The organism is Bacillus sp. YKCMOAS1 (assembly GCF_030268125.1).
Taxonomy (GTDB): domain Bacteria; phylum Bacillota; class Bacilli; order Bacillales; family Bacillaceae; genus Bacillus; species Bacillus safensis.
Genome location: NZ_BSEI01000001.1, coordinates 289,879 through 308,702, shown reverse-complemented (window position 1 = coordinate 308,702; position 18,824 = coordinate 289,879). Strand labels below are relative to the sequence as shown.

Below are 18,824 nucleotides of genomic sequence, written 5' to 3'. Positions count from 1 at the left end.
CAATGAATCGAGCGTTTCTTTATAATGCCAGTGCGAACTTAATCACATTTGTCCTGATGATGCTCATGTCTGTTTGTTTAACACCTTATATTGTTCATACGCTTGGAGTGGAAGCATTCGGCTTAATCCATCTGACGCAAAATATGATCAACTATTTATCGGTCATTACTGCTTCGTTAAGTGCGGTTGTTGTGCGTTTTTTTTCTGTGGCGGCTCATAAAGGAGAGATGGAGAAGGCGCAGCGCTATCTCGCTTCCTATTTCGTCAGTTCGTTTTTACTATCTATTAGTCTCTTTTTGCTTTGTCTTTTCATATCTCATCAGCTGGTTGAGTGGCTTCATGTGCCCGATCATCTCGCAAAAGACACACAGACCGCCTTTATTTTAGGGGGTCTTTTATTTATGCTCAATTTCGTCATGTCTGGCATTGGGGCTGCACCGTTTTATGCGAATAAGCTCTATGTATCAAGTGTTGGACAGGCAATTCAAATGTTTCTGAGAGCACTGATGATTGTCATCCTGTTTACATGGACGACACCAGCCATTTGGCATATTCCACTTGCGGCCGTCATTGGAAGCTTAGCGGCTATGGGGATCGGTATCTATTATTTTAAAAAACTCATCCCTTGGTTTTCGTTTAAGTGGCGGCATGTCTCATTATCGTCTAGTCTCACCCTTGTTCGATCAGGGGTCTGGCATTCATTTGAGCAAATGGGGATTTTGTTGTTTTTACAAATTGATTTATTGATGACCAACTTGCTCATTGGAGCTGAAGCGACAGGCAAATATGCGGCGATTTTACAGTTTCCATTATTATTACGCACACTGGCAGGGACACTGGCCGTTGTGTTTGCACCAACAATCACGAAATTTTATTCGAATCACGACAAAGAGGGGCTCATTCAATATGCTGCAAATGCTATTAAGTGGAGCGGCTTATTTGTTGCGTTCCCAGCCGCGCTTTTAGGAGGTCTCGCTGGTCCGCTCATGCTTCTATGGCTTGGCCCTGCTTTTGAGGAGCTGAAATGGCTTCTCATGATTCATGCGGCTTATTTATGTTTGACCTTGATGTTTTTACCGCTCACATATGTGCCAACCGTGTTTAATCGTTTTAAAGTTCCTGCGGTTATCACCCTTATATTAGGTGTGTCTAATGTGCTTTTTGCCTATGGATTGACTCATATGCTGCAGCTCGGTTTATATGGCATTGCATCCGCGGGGGCAATTGTTTTATTGATCAAAAATATTGTGTTTCTGCCATTTTATACGGCTAGCATCACGAATCAGAAACGCACCATCTTTTACAAGCATACGCTGGTTCCGCTTGCAGGAGCGCTATTTATTTGGGGCGTCTGCGCAGGAATTCAAGTGGTATATAACGTGACTTCATGGTGGGAGCTGTTTTGTATTGGCGGGCTTTGTTTCATTCTCTATATAGGCTACTTGTATGTGTTTGCAGGAACGAAACGAGAGCGGATGCAGCTGATGCGTAAGGTAAAACATGCGGTCTCCCGCTAATATGAAAAGGAGATGCAATGATGAAAAGAATGATCGATGTGATGGTGGCATTGACGCTGCTCATCGCAGGCAGTCTTCTTTTTCTTCTCATCTATGGACTGATTAGATGGAAAATTGGAACGCCTGTGGTGTTTCGGCAGAAGCGGCCTGGTCTGTATGGCAGGCCTTTTATGCTCTATAAATTTCGGACAATGACCGATGAACGCGACGAACATGGGGAGCTTCTGCCAGATCATCTGCGTTTAACAAAAACCGGCGCCTTGATTCGAAAGCTTAGTCTTGATGAATTGCCGCAGCTTGTCAATGTACTCAAAGGAGAGCTCAGTCTCGTCGGGCCAAGACCGCTTTTGATGGAGTATTTGCCTATGTATACAGAAGAACAAGCAAGGCGTCATCTTGTAAAGCCCGGCATAACAGGATGGGCACAGGTGAACGGCCGAAACACGCTTTCCTGGGAGGAGAAATTCACCTATGACCTTTGGTATGTCGAGCATCAATCGTTTTGGCTCGATATGAAAATTCTATGGATGACCTTGCTGAAAGTCATGAAAACAGAGGGGGTGCAGCAGCCGGATCATGCCACAGCTGAAAAATTCAAAGGAACCGATATGTAAGAAGCAAACCATTGGTTTAATTGGGGCTGGAGGACATAGCAAAGTCATCCAAGATCTCATTTCTGCACATTCCGATTACTCATTATGTGCGGTGTTAGATGATCAATTTGAAGAGGTGGTCACTCAAAGCGGGATTTTGTATGGACCGATCTCAATGAGTGAGCAGCTGAGAAAGACCATGCCACATATGAAATGGCTGATTGCGATCGGACAAAATGAGATCAGACAGCTCATGAAGGAACGCCTCTCATTTGAAAACACAGCGTACGCCACACTCATTCATCCAGAGGCGGTCATAAGTTCGTCAGCTGTCATTGGAAGGGGGACTGTCGTGATGGCAAGGACAGTGGTTCAAGCAGATGCAGTCATCGGTGAGCATGCGATTATAAATACAGGATCTATCGTGGAGCATGACTGCATACTCGAATCGGTTGTGCACCTGTCACCAGGCGCGGTTCTGACTGGCGGTGTTTCCGTGCGGGAGGGTGCCCATATTGGGGCAGGTGCCGTGGTGACACCGGGTACAACGATTGGAAGCTGGACGGTCATTGGCGCTGGAGCGGCAGTGACAAGAGATATACATGATCAGAAGGTCGCTGTAGGAATTCCTGCAATGGAAATCAAAGATCGGAAAGAAGGTGGGAAGTCATGAAAGAAAGGAAGCGAATTTACTTATCTCCTCCGCATATGAGCGGAAAAGAGTATCTTAAAATAGAGGAAGCCTTCAAGAGCAACTGGATTGCGCCGCTTGGACCGCTTGTGAATGAATTTGAGCAGACAGTGGCGGACTATGCAGGAGTGAAGTCAGGAGCGGCTTTATCCTCAGGAACAGCGGCGATTCACCTTGCTTTAAAGCTGATAGGTGTACAAAAAGGAGACATTGTCTTTTGTTCCACCCTCACGTTTGTTGCAACGGCAAATCCGATTTTATATGAACAAGCGTCGCCCGTTTTTATTGATTCTGAAAGGGAGACGTGGAATATGTGTCCGTTTGCTTTAGAAAAAGCCTTTGTTGAATCAGCCCGTCTTGGGAAAAAACCACGCGCGGTCATTGTCGTCCATTTATATGGACAAAGTGCAAAAATGGACGAGATCATGGCGCTTTGTGATGCATATGATGTACCAGTTATTGAGGATGCGGCTGAATCGTTAGGCGCTTTGTATAAAGGAAGAAAAAGCGGCTCAATGGGCAGGTTCGGTATCTATTCTTTTAATGGAAATAAAATCATTACAACATCAGGGGGCGGAATGCTTGTGAGTGATGATGAAGCTGCGATTGAACGATGCCGCTTTCTTGCGTCACAGGCCAGAGAACAAGCCATGCACTATGAGCATCAAGAGATGGGCTACAACTATCGCATGAGCAACCTCTTAGCAGGGGTCGGGATTGCTCAAATGGAAGTGCTGGACGAGCGTGTTGATCAAAAGCGCCGTATTTTCCAGCGTTATCAGGACGCTTTATCAGAAGCGGAGGGTCTTCATTTGATGCCAGAATATCAAGAAACGAAATCCAACCGCTGGCTGACGGCATTGACCATTGATTGTGATACAAAATTGTCTCCAGCAAATATCATTCTTGCTTTAGAAAAAGAACAAATCGAAGCAAGGCATGTATGGAAGCCGCTACACCAGCAGCCGCTCTTTCGTCATTGCCCTTTTTATACTGCGGAAAAAGGAACGCCTGTATCCGAGCTGTTATTTGAGAGGGGGCTTTGTCTCCCGTCTGGAACGAGCATGACAGATGCAGATCAGGAGCGTATCATCCATATACTTCATGACATGCTGCGAGAAAAAACATTTACCTCTTCACAGGCTGCTCATTCGTAAGCAGCCTTCCTCTCTTTCTATCAAATTCCTCAATTTGTGGAATAATTAGGAATAAGTATTGTCATGTCGTTTCAAATATGATATTGACAAGGGCTCCCTTCCTCCTTAAAATGAAAATGATTATCAGCATCAATTAGGAGGAGCAACTTATGACTATTTGGAATAATTTTCCAAAAATTAAAATAAATACTGTGTTACCCTTCCTGCTTATTCTCTTTTTATTAGTAGGATGCTCTCAAACAAACAATGGAGCGGATGGAAACAAGGATCACCCTGACATGATCACTATGGCGTGGCCAAGAGATATTGGTGAAATGAATCCACACGTATACAACCCATCACAATTGTTTGCACAATCAATGATTTATGAGCCGTTGGTGAGCTATCAAAAGAATGGAAAGCTGAAACCAGAATTAGCGAAATCATGGGATGTTTCAAAGGATGGCAAGGTGTATACGTTCCATTTAAGAGACGGAGTAACATTCTCAGATGGCTCTGAATTTAATGCGGATATTGTTAAAAAGAACTTTGATACGATTTTAAAAAATAAAGATTTACATAGCTGGTTAGGTGTCATTAAGAAAATCAAAAAGACAGAAGCCGTTGATAAAAAGACATTTAAACTCACATTAACAGCACCATATTATCCAACTGTTCAAGAATTAGCCGTTGTTCGTCCAGTTCGTTTCTTAGGTGAAGCAGGCTTCCCTAAAAATGGAGATACGTCAAAAGGAATTGAAAAACCAGTGGGGACAGGCCCTTGGATTTTAAAAACATATAAGAAAGATGATTATGCTATTTTCGAACGAAACGATCATTATTGGGGAGAAAAACCAAAGGTAAAAGAAATCAAGGTAAAGGTTATCCCAGATGCGGAAACGAGAGTCATGGCATTTGAAAAAGGTGATGTGGATCTACTTTACGGAGAAGGAACCATTAGCCTTGATTCCTACAAACAGCTAGAGGCAAGCGGCAAGTATGAAACGAAAATGTCAGAGCCTGTTGCAACGAGACAGCTTGTCATGAACACAAAAGTGGATCAGCTGTCAGATGAGAAAGTGCGTCATGCCCTTCAATATGCCTTCAATAAAAAATCAATGGTAGAAGGGGTCACTTCTGGTTTAGAGGATGAAGCAGATCACATCTTGCCGACAAACATGCCGTATACGTCAAACATTCAGGTGAAGTCTTTCAAATATGATGTGGATAAAGCCAAAGCATTGCTGGATGAAGCGGGCTGGACACTTCCAAAAGGAAAATCCGTTCGTGAAAAAGATGGGAAAAAGCTTGAGTTCAGCATGATGTATGACTCGGCAGAATCGATTCAAAAAGCGATGGCAGAAACGCTGCAAGCCGAATGGGCAGCCGTTGGTGTCGGCGTCAAGCTTGAGGGTGTGGATTTGGCCACACAGGTTCAGCGCTTTAAAGCCAATAAGTTTGATATGAACTTCTTTAGCAACTACGGAGCGCCGTATGATCCGCATACGTTTATGAACGTTCTCTCATCAGATGGATTTGGATTCAAAGAAGCCATTTCAGCCTACCCAAATAAGGAAAAGCTGATCAAAGAAATGACGGAAATTCCATCAACAACAAATGAAAAGAAACGTAAAGCACTGTATTCGTCTGTCTTATCCTCTTTACAGGATCAAGGGGCAATTGTGCCAATCTCTTATTTTAAAAAGACAGCCGTTTATCAAAAAGCTGTGAAAGACTTTGAATTCCCTGCGAATCGTGATGAACAACCTTTCACAGGCATTAAGCTGAAGTAACAGAAGGAAGGTAAGGAAATGGGCCGCTATATCGTCAAACGATTGCTATCAATTATTCCTGTATTTTTATTAGCCACACTGCTCACAACTGGTATGATTCACCTTTCGCCAGTTGACCCGGCTGAGGCATATTTAGCAGCGGCTCATATCCAACCTACGGATGAAATATTAGCGCAAAAACGAAGTGAATTCGGCTTAGATGAGCCATTTTATATGCAGTATCTTCATACCATTGAAAAAGTCATTCATCTTGATTTCGGCCGGTCGTATATGTCCAATCAGCCTGTCGTTGATGAGGTGATGTATCGAATACCGGCAACGATTCAATTGGCACTGACCAGTCTGCTGATCGCTATTTGTGTCAGCATTCCGCTCGGCTTTTTCAGCGGCATGAGGAAAAATGGTGCCGTTGATCATGTGAGCCGGCTGATTTCTTTCTTAGGAGCATCTATCCCAACGTTTGTTTTGGGGTATTTGCTCATCTTCTTTTTTTCAGTGAAGCTAGACCTTTTACCAGTTGAAGGGGTCGGAACATGGGCGCATCTCATCCTGCCGTCGATCACACTGGCAGTCCCTTTAATTGCTACGTATACAAGGCTGTTACGTTCAAGTGTGAGTGAGGCGCTTCAAGAACCTTTCGTTCAATATGCGAGAATGAGAGGATTGAAGGAACAATCGATCATGTTCAAGCATGTGTTCAGAATTGCGATATCGCCGATGCTGACCGGTCTTGGGGTGAACCTCGGCAAGCTGTTAACCGGAACCATTATTGTAGAGGCCGTTTTCTCATGGCCAGGGTTTGGCCGCTTTTTTATTGAAGCGATCTTTAACCGGGATCTGCCAGTCATTCAATTTTATGTCCTCATGTCAGCCTGTATTTTTATCTTGAGCAGCTTGATGGTTGACTTGATTCAGCTGATCATTGACCCTCGTATTTCTAGAAAGGAAGGCCGCCAGCAATGATGACAAAAGTAAAACATCTCTTCTCTCATCAAAAGATGATCTCGATCTGCGCCCTGCTGCTCGGTCTCCTGCTGATTGTGACAATATGTGCGCCATGGATCGCTCCACATGATCCGGCAGCTGTTAATCTAGCGATGAAGCTAAAGGGATCTTCGTGGGAGTATCCGCTTGGAACAGATCAATTAGGGCGGTGCAATTTATCTCGTATTTTATATGGTGCGCGTGTTTCGCTTGGCTGTGCGTTATTAATCTTTCTTTCTTCGTTATTCATTGGTTTAATTGTCGGCCTGTTTTCAGGATACAAAGGCGGCTGGATTGATCATGTTTTGATGAGAATCTGTGACGGTGTCATGGCATTTCCAAACTTGGTGCTGATCCTTGGGTTAGTCGGCATCTTCGGTCCGGGACTTTCTCAAGTCGTACTTGCCTTGATGCTTGTGCAATGGGTGTATTATGCCCGCGTCTTCCGTGGAATGGTGCTCAGTTTAAAAGAACAGAACTTTATTGCAGCTGCAAAAATCAGTGGGACCTCGCACTGGAACATCATGAGAAAGCATATGATTCCCAATGTCCTGCCGCCTTTAGCAGTCATTGGAACACTCGAAATGGGCTGGGCGATTATGGACATTTCTGCGATGTCTTTCCTCGGATTAGGGGTTCAGCCTCCTATGCCTGAATGGGGAGCAATGATTCATGAAGGGAAGTCGTATATTCAAACGAATCCTCAGTTGATGCTGTACCCGGGTCTTGTGATCATGACTGTGGTGATTCTGTTTAATTTACTAGGAGAAGCCCTTTCAGAGAAATATGGTATCAAACGCCGTGTGTAAAGGAATGATCAATGTGCAAGAGCCCATTTTACAAATAGAGAACCTGCATGTGCATACGAAAACACCTCAAGGGACAACCCCTCTTATTCAAGAAGTATCGTTTGAAGTAGAGCGCGGTCAAATCCTTGGATTAATTGGTGAGAGCGGCTGCGGGAAAACAGTGACAAGTATGTCGATCTTACGTATGCTTGATCGAAAAACAACTGAAGTCACTGGCAGTATCACATTACAGGGACGAGAATTGATCGGTATAAGTGAAAAGAATATGCGGTCCATTCGAGGCAAAGACATCTCATATATTATGCAAAATCCAATGAACAGCTTTACGCCGGTATGGACAATCGGCCATCAGCTGGTTGAAACCATCCGCCGGCATACTGCTGTTAGTAAAAAGCAGGCACGAGCACAGGCAATAGATGCATTAGCACAAATGAATCTGCCGCAGCCAGACGAACTGTTCAACAAATACCCCTTTGAATTAAGCGGAGGGATGCTGCAGCGTGTCATGATCGCCATGGCTGCCTGTATGCACCCGCCCCTCATCATTGCAGATGAGCCGACAACTGCTTTAGATGTACACAATCAGAAACGGGTGCTTCAGCATCTGAACCAAATTCGTCATGACTATGGAACGGCCATTTTACTCATTACCCACGATCTTGGTGTCATTGCTGAAATGGCAGATCAAGTTGTCGTCATGAAACAAGGAGAAATTGTGGAAAAGGCAGGAGTTCTTGAACTTTTTGAACAACCAAAGCATGATTATACAAAAAAACTACTAGCAGCTCGTCCATCCATCCCAGCTGTTTGCCCGATTTGAGGTGAGAAGGCCCTTGCATTTATTAGAAGTAAAAGCAGTCAGTCATGCATACAACAGCCGGTCGTTTCTAATAAGAAATAAAGGCGCAGCCCCTGTCCTGAAAAGCGTCGATTTGAACATTGAAGAAGGCACATGCCTTGGGCTGCTGGGACAAAGCGGCGCAGGGAAAAGTACACTTGGCCGCATCATACTTGGTTTAGAGAAACCAAGAGCTGGACAGGTTCTTTTTGAAGGTCAGGATGTCTATCGTGCAGATCAGCAAACACGTAAGCATTTTCGCAGGCATGTGCAAGCGGTATTTCAGGATTCCTATTCGGCGGTTAATCCAAGATGGACAGTTGAACAAATTTTATCTGAACCGCTTGAAAACTATGAAACCATGAGCCGAAAGGAACGTAAAAACGTGCTGATTCACTGGCTTGAAAGAGTCGGGCTCGGTGAAAAGGATTTGTCTAAATATCCGCACCAATTCAGCGGCGGCCAGCTGCAAAGGATCAACATTGCTAGAGCTTTATTGCTCCAGCCAAAGCTCATTGTACTTGATGAATCTGTCAGCAGCTTAGACATGGTCACACAGGCTGTCATTTTAGATTTATTAGTAGAATTAAAAAAGGAGCTGGGTGTGTCTTACTTATTTATTACACATGATATGACAGCAGCCTATCACTTAAGTGATCAATTGGCGATTCTTGATCAAGGCGAGCTTGTGGCCCAATTTCAATCAAAGGATGAATTCTTTTCATCAGAAGAGGAAGCGGTGCGGAAAATGAGAGATGCAATGCTTGCAGACCATCCTTTGTCAAGAACGATTGGCAGACCGGTTCGGTAAAGCTTTATTATCAACGCCTCTTGTAGAAGAGGCTATTTTTCATGAAAGGCAGGTGGCGTCGTGAACCATAGAGCGTATTTAGCTTTGGCCATTCCTTTAACGATTTCAACGATGACCACTCCTTTACTTGGAGCTGTTGATACAGCGGTTGTCGGTCAGCTCGCAAATCCTGCTTATATTGGAGGCGTTGCGGTCGGCAGTCTCATTTTCAGTACATTATATTGGCTGTTTGGTTTTTTGCGGGTAAGTACATCTGCTTTTGCTGCTCAGGCAAACGGGGCGCAGAATGAGGAGCAGGGTGTTCTTGCTTTTCTAAGACCTTTTTTCGTCGCCATCATCGTCGGACTTTGTTTTATTGCCCTGCAATGGCCAATTATTCAATCTTCTTTTCTAGTGATCTCTCCTGATGCTGATGTCCGTCAATTTGCCGCAGACTATTTTCATATTCGCATTTGGGGAGCGCCATTTACTTTAATGAATTATGTCATATTGGGCTGGCTGATGGGGATGGCAAAAATGAAAGAAGCCCTTTCTTTACAGATCTTGATCAATGTCATGAATATGGCGCTTGCATTTTTGCTTGTTCATGTGTTTTCGTTTGCGGTCAAAGGAGTTGCGGCTGCGACATTGATGTCTGAATTAACCGCTTTTGTGTTGGGGGCATGGATCATCATGAAGCATTCGTCAAACGGATTCCAGATGCCTTCCATTAAGAAGATCATGGATACACAGGCAGTGCAGAAAATGTTTCATGTGAATAAAGATTTGTTTATCCGTACGATCTGTCTGCTAGTGGTCATCAACATGTTTACGGCAAAAGGTGCTTCTTTTGGTACGGAGCTGCTGGCAGCTAATGCTATCTTATTTCAAATTCACTACATCATGGCTTATTTGTTCGATGGTTTTGCCAATGCGTCCAGCATCCTTGTTGGGCGGTCGGTTGGTGCAAATGACCGTTCTCTTTATGAAAAAACTTTAACCCTTTCAAGGCAGTGGGCACTTGTTATGGCATGTGTCATTGCGGCGGTTTATTTTCTATTTAAAGAGCCGATATTGAGCTTGTTTACAAATCTCCCTCAGCTGCTTGACATGACATTACGCTATGCAGACTGGCTTGTTCTTTATCCGTTTGCGGCTTGCTTCGGTTTGGTCATTTACGGCGTATTTACAGGTGCGACAGAAATTGCCCCTGTTAGAAATTCGATGCTGTTTGCAATGATTTTGTTTATCGTAGTTCAAACCGCGGTCACGCCCATTTGGCACAATCATGGTCTATGGTTTGCCTTTATCATCTATACTGTAGGGCGGTCTGGTTTTTTGATGATGTATAAATCGCGGCTGGATCAGAAGCTTTTCGCATATGATAAACACCCTTTGCCATCTTGACAAAGGGTGTTCTTTTTCGTTTATTCGCTTTCTTTTTTCACCTTTTGATAGGCTTCATCAAGATGCTGAATTCGCTTCAATACAACCGCATTTTTGGTCAATTGGTCTTGAACAAGTGTTGATACCACTGAGCGGTAATAGGCATTCATCGCATGAACTTTGTCTTCATTTTGGTTCATGGCGATGTGCTGTTTCAAGTTGTCGACAAAGTATGGAACGGAAAAAAGTTCAGACATAGAAATCACTCCTATTTCGTATATACGGTCCGTCAATCTTCATGTAAAATGATGAGAGGGAGGGGAGACAATGAGCCTTAAACTGCAACAAGAACAGGTATTAAAGCAGGTGCTCACACAAGAACTCAGGCAGGCCATTACGCTGCTGCAGCTGAATTGCGCAGAGCTCGGCGAGTATCTTGACCAGTTAGCGCTTGAGAACCCTCTGATTGAGCGGAAAGACACGGACAGCTATCAACCAGTTTATCATAAAAAATCACAAGAACGAATGACAGAGCCGTATCGAACGCATCAAAAAGAAAGCCTGCAAATGTTTTTAAAAAGACAGGCGATTGATTTGAATTTAAGTGAAAAGAATCAAAGAATCTTTCATTTTATGATTGAGTCCATTGATTCCAATGGCTATCTAAATGAACCGATCGACGCAATGGCAGCTGTCTTAAAGGTGCCAGCTGAAGAAGTAGAAGCCGTCCTTCATCAGCTGCAATCACTAGAGCCTGCCGGGATTGGCGCAAGATCATTGCAGGAATGCATCCTCCTGCAGCTGAGAAGAAAAAAGGAGCGCTGGTATGAAGCCGAGCTGATCATCGAAGAGCATTTCTTTCTTTTTGCCAGAAAGGCTTGGAAGGAAATTGCGGCGAAAACTGGTGTTTCAATGAAAACACTCCAAGCGGTACAAGATGAAGTGTCTCAGCTTGAACCAAGACCAGGCCTTCATTTCTCATATGATGAAGAGCATGTGTATATCGAGCCTGATGTGACGATTACTGTGGTGCAGGATCACATCACATTTGAGCTGAATCAGCGCGCTTTTCCAGACGTTGAAATGAATGAAGGCTATTTCGCCATGATTCAAGACCAAAAGCGGCACGAAGCATACACGTATTTAAAGGAAAAAGAGCAACAGTACAATTGGCTTGTCCAAGCGCTGAGGCAAAGAAAGCAAACGATGACTCATGTCGTTCGTGAGATTATCTCACATCAGACGGATTTTTTCCTTACAGGGAAACATAAAATGAAACCGCTTACTATGAAGCGGATCGCAGAAATACTGCAAGTCCATGAGTCAACAGTCAGCCGTACTGTAAAAGGGAAAATGGTGCAAACCCCTTATGGTCTCATGGAAATGAAACAATTTTTCCAAGCAAAATTAGAAGGGCATTCGCTAGAAGAGACGTCCAGCTACACAGTCAAAACGCACATTGCAGAGCTCATTCAAACGGAAAATAAGAAAAAACCGTATTCAGATCAGCAAATCATGACGCTGCTTCAGCAAACCTTTGGCATCCGCGTGTCGCGCAGAACCATTGCAAAATATCGCGAACAAATGAATCTTCCGTCCTCTACGCTGAGGAAGCGCTACGATTAAAAAGAAGTACTTGCCAGAACATGGCGCGTGCTTCTTTTTTTTGTTGAAAGCAAGGCAGCCCATAGATTTCTTGAAAATTAAAGAGGGGAGACGTGTGATCTGAAATTTTGGGGTAAAGTATAAGATAGGGCATGAGCCGATAGGGATAGACAACAGTGATGAGGTGAGACCAATTGAAATATAAACAAATCAAAACGAAAAAAATATATGAAGAAATTGCGGATGCATTAATTGAATCCATTCGTACAGGTGAGCTTCTTCCAGGGGAAAAATTAGATTCGGTTCAAGCGCTTTCAGAAAGCTTTCAAGTCAGCCGTTCCGCTGTAAGAGAGGCACTGTCTGCTCTTAAAGCGATCGGATTAATAGAGATGAAGCAAGGGGAAGGCACGTATGTGAAGCAGTTCGATCCTGAGCAGCTCACATTTAGTCTGTCTTCTGCATTTTTGATGAAGCAGCATGATATCACGCAGCTCCTTGAATTAAGAACCATTATTGAGACGGGTGCTGTCAAAAAGGCAGCGCTTTTGCGAACGGACGATGACCTTCATCAGCTGCATGAGGCACTCGAACAAATGAAACTTGCAGAAGCGCATAAAGAAATTGGTGAAGAGGCAGACCTCTCCTTCCATCTTGCTTTAGCCAAAGCCTCAAAGAATGATTTATTAAAGGCGTTAATGAATCAGGTCTCCACCTTGCTGGTAGAAACAATGCGGGAAACGAGAAAAGTCGTCTTGTTTTCAAGGAAAGCCTCCATTCGGCAGCTTTACAAAGAACATGAACACATTTACAAAGCTGTTATGGCAAGACAGCCAGAAGAAGCAGAAAGAGCGATGCTCACGCATCTAAAAAATGTAGAAAAACTGCTGAGTGATGTGAGTCAAGAACCGGCAGGACAGTCAGAACCACAGTAAGCTGTGCCGAATGAGGGCACAGCTCTATTATGAACGAGAAATATGCAGTTTCTTCATGCGATACTGCAGACTTTGCCTGCTCATGCCCAATATCTTTGCAGTCTGTGAAATATTATCGTCCATTTTTTCTAAGTAATGGACGATGTATTGTTTTTCGAATCGTTCCATCTGGGTTTGGAAATCAGTCGTATGTTCTGGGCTTGTATAAATAAACGTGTCAGCTGCTGCGGTATACTGTAAAGGATTCGTCTGTAATTGCGCTGCAGGACGGCCTTCCCTATGTTGTTTAAATCTAAAATGATATGGAAGATGATGCATGCTTAAGTAATCCTCATCCATCATCATATTCATCCCCGCTTCAATCACATGCTCGAGTTCCCGTACATTCCCCGGCCAATCATACGCTTGAAAAAGGGCTAGTACCTCTTCGTCTGCTGCCTTCACCTCCATTTGAAACAGCTCATTATATTTTTGAATAAAATGACTGACAAACGTAGGAATATCTTCTTTTCGCTCAGAAAGCGGCGGAATAAATAAGGTGACAATACCTAGCCGATAAAATAAATCCTTGCGCATGCGTCCGCCTGCGATAGCATCCACAGGGTCCTCATTCATATTGGCAATGACTCTTACATCAACAGCGATTTCTTTTGTGCTGCCTAACCTTCTCACCCGCTTCTCCTGTAATACGCGCAGCAGTTTTGCTTGAAGACCAGGATTTAATGAGTTGATCTCATCAAGCAGAAGTGTACCACCCTGCGCCTGTTCAAATAAACCGGGCTGATCAGTTGCGCCGGTAAAAGCCCCTTTTTGTGTACCAAAGAGCAGACTTTCAATGAGATTATCAGGCAGTGCCGCGCAATTCTGGGTAATAAATGGTCCAGATGACCGGCTGCTGCCGTTATGAATGCTTTGAGCAAATAGTTCTTTTCCTGTCCCTGTTTCTCCCACAATGAGGACATAAGAAGAGGTGCGTGTTGCTCGTTTTGCATGCTCAATCACCTCTAAAAACGCAGGGCTTTGTCCAATAATGGAATCAAAGGTAAAGCGTGTGCTTCCTTTTTTCTTCATATTGTGGTGAATCAGCCGTTCCAGCTTGGTCACATCATTCGAAATTTCAACCGCTCCTTGGATGAGGCCATCTCGAACGAGCGGGTATGTATGATTAATCGTTGTGATTTCTTTTCCATTGTAATTATGATACGTCTGCTTTGCATGAACGGTTTGTTTCCCAGTTCGCAGCGCTTGGACGAGCGTACTGTGCATTTCGTCTTGGAAGACGAAGAGGTCTAATACATTTTTATGGAGAACATCAGAGCGTTTCAAAGACTCAATCTCCATCATTTTTTTATTATAAACAACAGTATTGCCATTCTCGTCAATTGCATGAACCCCGACATCTATTAAATCGAGCATTTGCTTATACAGATCAATCTCATTTATCAGCTTTGCAGTATATGAATCTTCTTTCATTGCTACACCTCCAGACGTTACCTCTATTTTACACGAAAAATTTTGCGGTTTCCTCTAAAAAATTTGGCATGTGCAAATATATTTTGCATAAATAACCTGTACAATCATCGCCATGATGCAGGCAGAAAGTTGGCACGATCCTTGCATATCATATGTGTGTAGATGAACTTAATTTAAAAAAGGCTAGCTTATAGAAGGAGGAATAGACGATGACACAGACAAATGAAGTGATTCAACAAACGGAACAATACGGTGCGGCAAACTATCATCCGCTGCCAATTGTGATTTCAGAGGCTGAAGGAGTTTGGGTGACAGACCCTGAAGGCAATCGATATATGGATATGCTGAGTGCGTATTCCGCAGTGAACCAAGGCCATCGCCATCCCCGCATTATTGAGGCGCTCAAAAAACAGGCAGACCGTGTGACACTGACTTCAAGAGCTTTTCACAATGATCAGCTTGGCCCTTGGTATGAAAAAATTTGTCAACTGACGAATAAAGAGATGGCACTTCCGATGAATACTGGAGCTGAGGCGGTAGAAACAGCTGTAAAAGCAGCAAGACGATGGGGCTATGACGTCAAGGGAATCGAAGACAATCGCGCAGAAATCATTGCGTGCGTCGGAAATTTCCATGGCAGAACGATGACGGCTGTTTCCCTTTCTTCTGAAGCAGAATATCAAAGAGGTTTTGGTCCAATGCTTCCAGGCATCAAACTGATTCCTTACGGAGATATTGAAGCGTTACGTGAAGCCATCACACCACAAACAGCGGCTTTTCTGATTGAGCCTATTCAAGGGGAAGCGGGAATTGTCATGCCGCCAGAGGGCTTCTTGAAGGAAGCGAAGGCGCTTTGTGAACAGGAACATGTGCTGTTCATTGCAGATGAAATTCAGGTCGGATTAGCGCGAACAGGCAAGATGTTTGCATGTGACTGGGAAGACATTGAGCCAGATATGCTGATTCTTGGGAAAGCTTTAGGCGGCGGTGTATTCCCAATCTCATGTGTGGTAGCAAACCGCGATATATTAGGCGTGTTTAACCCTGGGTCTCACGGCTCTACCTTCGGCGGCAATCCTCTTGCGTGTGCGGTGTCGCTGGCTGCACTAGATGTCTTAATCGACGAAAACCTTGCAGCGCGCTCTATGGAGCTTGGCGAATACTTAAAAGATAAACTCACGCGCATTCAAAGTCCTGTTATCAAGGAAGTGCGCGGCCGCGGATTATTTATCGGCATGGAGCTGACAGAAGCAGCGAGACCTTATTGTGAGAAGCTGAAACAAGCAGGACTGTTATGTAAGGAAACTCATGAGACCGTCATCCGCTTTGCACCACCGCTCACGATATCTAAAGAAGATTTAGACTGGGCGATTGGTCATATTGAAGCATTATTTCAAGCATAAATGTCAAAGGGGGAGAAACCTTCACTTTCTCCCTTTCTCTTTCCACGAACAGCGAATTTTGTCAAAGGATGATGAATAGAAGAGTGAAAGTGGGGAAACGGATTTGAAGCAAGAACAGCATAATGAACTAGAACGTTCCATGAAAAGCAGGCATCTCTTTATGATTGCCTTAGGCGGCGTCATTGGTACTGGTCTTTTCCTTGGGTCAGGACTCATTATCCATCAGGCTGGACCCGGGGGAGCTATTCTATCCTTTATCATTGGCGGATTGTTAATGTATTTGGTGATGCTCTGTCTTGGAGAATTAGCGGTGGCGATGCCGACAGCGGGTTCCTTTCAGGAGTATGCAACCAAATATATAGGCCCGTCCACAGGCTTTATGATCGGCTGGCTTTACTGGTTTAGCTGGGCATGTACAATTGGACTGGAGTTTACGTCAGCAGGCATTTTGCTCCAAAGATGGTTCCCAGATATCCCTGTTTGGTTGTGGTGTCTTGCATTTAGTGTGATTTTATTTGCCGTGAATGCCATCTCAGCTCGCAGCTTCGCTGAAACCGAGTTCTGGTTTTCAGCCATTAAGGTCGCTGCCATCCTATTATTTATTATCATTGGAATTGGCGCAATTTTCGGAATGATTCATCTGAAAGATGGAGAACCAGCCCCTCTATTTCGTCATTTGACGGATCATGGCGGACTATTTCCTAACGGCGTTTTTGCTATTTTATTAACCATGGTCACGGTCAATTTCTCCTTTCAAGGAACAGAACTTGTAGGGATTGCTGCAGGAGAGAGTGAAAGCCCTGAAAAAACATTACCGCGATCTATACGAAATATTATTTGGAGAACGATGGTCTTCTTCGTTTTATCCATTGCGGTTCTGGCCGCACTTCTTCCGTGGCAGACAGCAGGCACCGTCGACAGTCCGTTTGTCGTCGTGCTGGACAAGGTCGGGATACCATATGCTGCAGATATCATGAATTTTATCATCATCACAGCCGTCTTATCTGTAGCAAACTCTGGGTTATATGCATCATCACGTATGCTCTGGGCGCTTTCGAAAGACGGGAAAGGTCCCGACTTTACGAAAAAGCTGTCCAAGCGTAAAATTCCGATCAATGCATTATTGGTGACAATGGGTGTATCTGCACTATCTCTGCTTACAAGTGTTGTAGCACCAAAAACGGTGTATGTATGGCTCATTTCTATTTCTGGTATGGTCCTTGTTGTGGTGTGGATGTCCATTTGCTTGTCTCAGTATTTCTTTAGAAAACAATTCATAAAGGAGGGTGGAGATGTAAAGGATCTCGTCTTCCGAACACCGCTCTATCCATTTGTTCCATTAGCAGGCTTTATCGCATTTGGCATCGTCCTCATCAGCTTATTTTTTATCGAGGATCAGCGGATCGGCCTTTATTGCGGAATCCCGTTCATGGCCGCCTGCTACATCATTTATTATCTTAAAATCAAACCGAAGGAAGAGGCAAAACAGTTTGGAACCATCACAAAAACATAAGCAGGTCCTGAAAAAAATGTGCATGCTGATATCACCAGCATGCACATTTTCAATCGTATATTCATTCTATATAAAGGAAATAAATATTTTGAAAAGAAATATCATCGCAAGAACCTTGATGACAAGCAGGCTTTCGGTGAAAATGTGTCTATTTTTTGTCTAAATGTGTTTCTAAGAGTTGAAAATGCAAGATTATCCTGTTAAAATAATTAAAGAAAGCAGGGATTGATTTTTTTTGGCTGTGGCGGGACGTTTTTTGTCACAGTGGGACGTTTTTAGTCCAACGTGAAAAGAAAGGGTCGTTAGCCATGAATCGTTTATTGGAAGCTCAAAAAAAATTATTGCCAGATCTTCTCATTGTTATGCAAAAACGCTACGACATTTTGCAGTACATCAGATTAGCTGAACCAATTGGCCGCAGAAGTCTTGCGACGAGTCTTGGTCTCAGTGAGCGTATCTTACGTGCTGAAGTTCAGTTTTTAAAAGAACAAAATCTGCTGGATGTCAAAACGAGCGGCATGATGCTGACGAGTGAGGGTCACGCTTTGCTTGAAATGCTTGAAGGAATGATGAAGGACGTTTTAGGTTTAACCTTTTTGGAAAATACATTAAAGAGAAAGTTAGGCCTGGAAGAAGTCATTATCGTTTCTGGTGACAGTGACGAATCCCCGTGGGTGAAGCAAGAAATGGGAAGAGCTGCTGTCCAATGTATGAAAAAAAGGTTTACTGGAAATAATATCGTCGCCGTCACTGGCGGAACGACGATGGAAGCCGTTGCCGAAATGATGACCCCTGATGCCAAAAACCGCGATATGATGTTTGTCCCTGCTAGAGGCGGTCTTGGGGAGAATGTAAAAAATCAGGCAAACACCATTTGTGCCCACATGGCTGAAAAAGCTTCCGGTACTTACAAACTGCTGTTTGTTCCAGGACAGCTGTCAGAAGGTGCATACTCTTCCATTATTGAAGAGCCGTCCGTCAAAGAAGTGCTTCAAACGATTAAATCGTCCACGATGCTCATTCATGGTATTGGTGAAGCAAAAACAATGGCGATGAGACGAAATACACCAGCTGAAGATTTAAAAAAGATTGATGAGCATGACGCAGTGACAGAGGCCTTTGGCTATTACTTTAATCGTGATGGTGAGGTCGTACACAAAGTGCACTCCGTCGGCATGCAGCTAGATGATCTAGAAAGCATTCCACACATCATTGCTGTTGCAGGTGGATCATCAAAGGCGGGGGCGATTGAAGCTTATTTCAAAAAACCACGCCGAACGGTTCTCGTCACAGACGAAGGAGCCGCAAAAGAGTTATTAAGGGAGTCAATTGATCCCTCAATATAAAACATTGTGACCTAT

General features: G+C 43.9%; 17 protein-coding genes. 15 read left to right on the top strand and 2 right to left on the bottom strand.

The window, feature by feature from the left end:
* Nucleotides 1-2 precede the first annotated feature (2 nt).
* From QSJ46_RS01665 to QSJ46_RS01620, 10 genes are all read left to right on the top strand, one after another.
* Entirely contained in the window at nucleotides 3-1,517 is a 1,515-nt protein-coding gene (locus QSJ46_RS01665) for an MATE family efflux transporter (RefSeq protein WP_285604187.1), read from the top strand.
* A 20-nt stretch (nucleotides 1,518-1,537) separates the two neighbouring features.
* The gene (locus QSJ46_RS01660) at nucleotides 1,538-2,131 is read left to right on the top strand and encodes a sugar transferase (RefSeq protein WP_039181552.1); all 594 of its coding nucleotides are present in this window, start codon (nucleotides 1,538-1,540) and stop codon (nucleotides 2,129-2,131) included.
* Nucleotides 2,094-2,783: an acetyltransferase gene (locus QSJ46_RS01655; RefSeq protein ID WP_285604186.1), complete on the top strand. Its 690-nt coding sequence runs from the start codon at nucleotides 2,094-2,096 to the stop codon at nucleotides 2,781-2,783. The genes QSJ46_RS01660 and QSJ46_RS01655 overlap by 38 nt, the downstream gene beginning before the upstream one ends.
* Entirely contained in the window at nucleotides 2,780-3,958 is a 1,179-nt protein-coding gene (locus QSJ46_RS01650) for a DegT/DnrJ/EryC1/StrS family aminotransferase (protein ID WP_285604185.1), read from the top strand. The genes QSJ46_RS01655 and QSJ46_RS01650 overlap by 4 nt, the downstream gene beginning before the upstream one ends.
* Nucleotides 3,959-4,107: 149 nt before the next feature.
* Nucleotides 4,108-5,730 (top strand): nickel ABC transporter substrate-binding protein, encoded by a 1,623-nt coding sequence (nikA, locus tag QSJ46_RS01645; RefSeq protein WP_126682324.1) that lies wholly within the window; start codon nucleotides 4,108-4,110, stop codon nucleotides 5,728-5,730.
* An 18-nt stretch (nucleotides 5,731-5,748) separates the two neighbouring features.
* Entirely contained in the window at nucleotides 5,749-6,693 is a 945-nt protein-coding gene (nikB, locus tag QSJ46_RS01640; protein WP_039181545.1) for a nickel ABC transporter permease subunit NikB, read from the top strand.
* Nucleotides 6,690-7,523 carry a nickel ABC transporter permease subunit NikC gene (nikC, locus tag QSJ46_RS01635; RefSeq protein ID WP_039181542.1) on the top strand — a complete coding sequence of 278 codons (834 nt, stop codon included), beginning with the start codon at nucleotides 6,690-6,692 and terminating at the stop codon, nucleotides 7,521-7,523. Before nikB ends, nikC begins: the two co-directional genes overlap by 4 nt.
* Before the next feature lie 4 nt (nucleotides 7,524-7,527).
* Nucleotides 7,528-8,343: a nickel import ATP-binding protein NikD gene (gene nikD, locus QSJ46_RS01630; RefSeq protein ID WP_285604184.1), complete on the top strand. Its 816-nt coding sequence runs from the start codon at nucleotides 7,528-7,530 to the stop codon at nucleotides 8,341-8,343.
* A 13-nt stretch (nucleotides 8,344-8,356) separates the two neighbouring features.
* Nucleotides 8,357-9,172, top strand: a complete 816-nt coding sequence (nikE, locus tag QSJ46_RS01625; protein WP_047202993.1) for a nickel import ATP-binding protein NikE — start codon at nucleotides 8,357-8,359, stop codon at nucleotides 9,170-9,172.
* 60 nt (nucleotides 9,173-9,232) lie between these two features.
* Complete coding sequence (locus tag QSJ46_RS01620; RefSeq protein ID WP_224929524.1) at nucleotides 9,233-10,558, top strand: MATE family efflux transporter; 1,326 nt, start codon at nucleotides 9,233-9,235, stop codon at nucleotides 10,556-10,558.
* Nucleotides 10,559-10,578: 20 nt separating this feature from the next.
* Here QSJ46_RS01620 and yvfG read toward each other — a convergent pair whose 3' ends face one another.
* Nucleotides 10,579-10,794 carry a protein YvfG gene (gene yvfG / locus QSJ46_RS01615; protein WP_024423509.1) on the bottom strand — a complete coding sequence of 72 codons (216 nt, stop codon included), beginning with the start codon at nucleotides 10,792-10,794 and terminating at the stop codon, nucleotides 10,579-10,581.
* Between the two features lie 70 nt (nucleotides 10,795-10,864).
* Between yvfG and rpoN the strand changes: the two genes are divergently transcribed.
* Nucleotides 10,865-12,163, top strand: a complete 1,299-nt coding sequence (gene rpoN / locus QSJ46_RS01610; RefSeq protein WP_224929521.1) for an RNA polymerase factor sigma-54 — start codon at nucleotides 10,865-10,867, stop codon at nucleotides 12,161-12,163.
* Nucleotides 12,164-12,336: 173 nt separating this feature from the next.
* Nucleotides 12,337-13,074: a FadR/GntR family transcriptional regulator gene (locus QSJ46_RS01605; protein ID WP_047202990.1), complete on the top strand. Its 738-nt coding sequence runs from the start codon at nucleotides 12,337-12,339 to the stop codon at nucleotides 13,072-13,074.
* Nucleotides 13,075-13,101: 27 nt separating this feature from the next.
* On the opposite strand, the gene QSJ46_RS01600 is transcribed toward QSJ46_RS01605, so the two are convergent.
* Complete coding sequence (locus QSJ46_RS01600) at nucleotides 13,102-14,547, bottom strand: sigma-54 interaction domain-containing protein (protein WP_285604183.1); 1,446 nt, start codon at nucleotides 14,545-14,547, stop codon at nucleotides 13,102-13,104.
* A 209-nt stretch (nucleotides 14,548-14,756) separates the two neighbouring features.
* On the opposite strand from QSJ46_RS01600, the gene QSJ46_RS01595 reads away from it, so the two are divergent.
* The 3 genes from QSJ46_RS01595 (at nucleotide 14,757) to QSJ46_RS01585 (ending at nucleotide 18,809) form a co-directional block, all read left to right on the top strand.
* Nucleotides 14,757-15,950, top strand: coding sequence for an ornithine--oxo-acid transaminase (locus QSJ46_RS01595; protein WP_107163048.1), 1,194 nt, complete (start codon nucleotides 14,757-14,759; stop codon nucleotides 15,948-15,950).
* Between the two features lie 139 nt (nucleotides 15,951-16,089).
* Entirely contained in the window at nucleotides 16,090-17,463 is a 1,374-nt protein-coding gene (locus QSJ46_RS01590; RefSeq protein ID WP_047203010.1) for an amino acid permease, read from the top strand.
* Nucleotides 17,464-17,771: 308 nt separating this feature from the next.
* Nucleotides 17,772-18,809 (top strand): sugar-binding transcriptional regulator, encoded by a 1,038-nt coding sequence (locus QSJ46_RS01585; protein ID WP_039181517.1) that lies wholly within the window; start codon nucleotides 17,772-17,774, stop codon nucleotides 18,807-18,809.
* The last annotated feature ends 15 nt before the right edge of the window (nucleotides 18,810-18,824 follow it).

Bases quoted from the DNA above. Each gene is read 5' to 3' on its own strand.
- QSJ46_RS01585 (WP_039181517.1), top strand. From the start codon at position 17,772: ATGAATCGTTTATTGGAAGCTCAAAAAAAATTATTGCCAGATCTTCTC.
- QSJ46_RS01665 (WP_285604187.1), top strand. From the start codon at position 3: ATGAATCGAGCGTTTCTTTATAATGCCAGTGCGAACTTAATCACATTT.
- QSJ46_RS01600 (WP_285604183.1), bottom strand. From the start codon at position 14,547: ATGAAAGAAGATTCATATACTGCAAAGCTGATAAATGAGATTGATCTG.
- QSJ46_RS01595 (WP_107163048.1), top strand. From the start codon at position 14,757: ATGACACAGACAAATGAAGTGATTCAACAAACGGAACAATACGGTGCG.
- nikA (WP_126682324.1), top strand. From the start codon at position 4,108: ATGACTATTTGGAATAATTTTCCAAAAATTAAAATAAATACTGTGTTA.
- nikC (WP_039181542.1), top strand. From the start codon at position 6,690: ATGATGACAAAAGTAAAACATCTCTTCTCTCATCAAAAGATGATCTCG.
- rpoN (WP_224929521.1), top strand. From the start codon at position 10,865: ATGAGCCTTAAACTGCAACAAGAACAGGTATTAAAGCAGGTGCTCACA.
- nikB (WP_039181545.1), top strand. From the start codon at position 5,749: ATGGGCCGCTATATCGTCAAACGATTGCTATCAATTATTCCTGTATTT.
- QSJ46_RS01660 (WP_039181552.1), top strand. From the start codon at position 1,538: ATGAAAAGAATGATCGATGTGATGGTGGCATTGACGCTGCTCATCGCA.
- yvfG (WP_024423509.1), bottom strand. From the start codon at position 10,794: ATGTCTGAACTTTTTTCCGTTCCATACTTTGTCGACAACTTGAAACAG.
- QSJ46_RS01655 (WP_285604186.1), top strand. From the start codon at position 2,094: ATGCCACAGCTGAAAAATTCAAAGGAACCGATATGTAAGAAGCAAACC.
- nikD (WP_285604184.1), top strand. From the start codon at position 7,528: ATGATCAATGTGCAAGAGCCCATTTTACAAATAGAGAACCTGCATGTG.
- QSJ46_RS01650 (WP_285604185.1), top strand. From the start codon at position 2,780: ATGAAAGAAAGGAAGCGAATTTACTTATCTCCTCCGCATATGAGCGGA.
- QSJ46_RS01590 (WP_047203010.1), top strand. From the start codon at position 16,090: ATGAAAAGCAGGCATCTCTTTATGATTGCCTTAGGCGGCGTCATTGGT.